Source organism: Bacteroides sp. NSJ-39 (assembly GCF_014287315.1).
In the GTDB taxonomy this organism is placed as follows: Bacteria; Bacteroidota; Bacteroidia; order Bacteroidales; family Bacteroidaceae; genus Bacteroides; species Bacteroides finegoldii.
Window position 1 is genome coordinate 1 of sequence record NZ_JACOOB010000084.1, and the last position, 504, is coordinate 504.

Below are 504 nucleotides of genomic sequence, written 5' to 3' on the forward strand. Positions count from 1 at the left end.
ACCACATCCACTCGACCACGGGGAGTACGGACTTCAATATCTACATAATAATTCAGCAGACTGAATATGACATAAAAGAGTTGCTGGTAATGCCCCTCATATTTAGTATTGTCACAATAAGGAACGGTAGACAAAAAAGCCTGCAAACGACGCAAGGCAGAATCCATATCACCGTTCTGAATATCATAAAAAAGATAGGCAACCATAGTGGTGGCTTCCGGGGTCTCATTGCCCACATAGTTAGGAAGAAGGCTTTCCATAAGACCCAGACGAACTTCCTTATTCGGAATATCAAGCGTATAAAGGTCCAGAATCTTATTATAATCCTTTATGGTGATATAACCGCTCTGATATAGCAAAGGAGTGATATTCGTCATGGTCTCGGTAGGAGCATCAAAAATGGAAGCTTTCGCTTGTTTGGGACCGATATCAGAAGGATTTACACCAAATTTACCCAACATCTTTATCAAGTATGTAGGAGTGCCGCTACCGAACCAGTAAGAA

General features: G+C 41.5%; 1 protein-coding gene. It reads right to left on the bottom strand.

Annotated features, from left to right (window positions below; all coding sequences use genetic code 11):
- A partial coding sequence (locus tag H8S63_RS19825) for a PD-(D/E)XK nuclease domain-containing protein (protein ID WP_186927723.1) occupies positions 1 to 504 on the bottom strand: 504 nt, incomplete at both ends.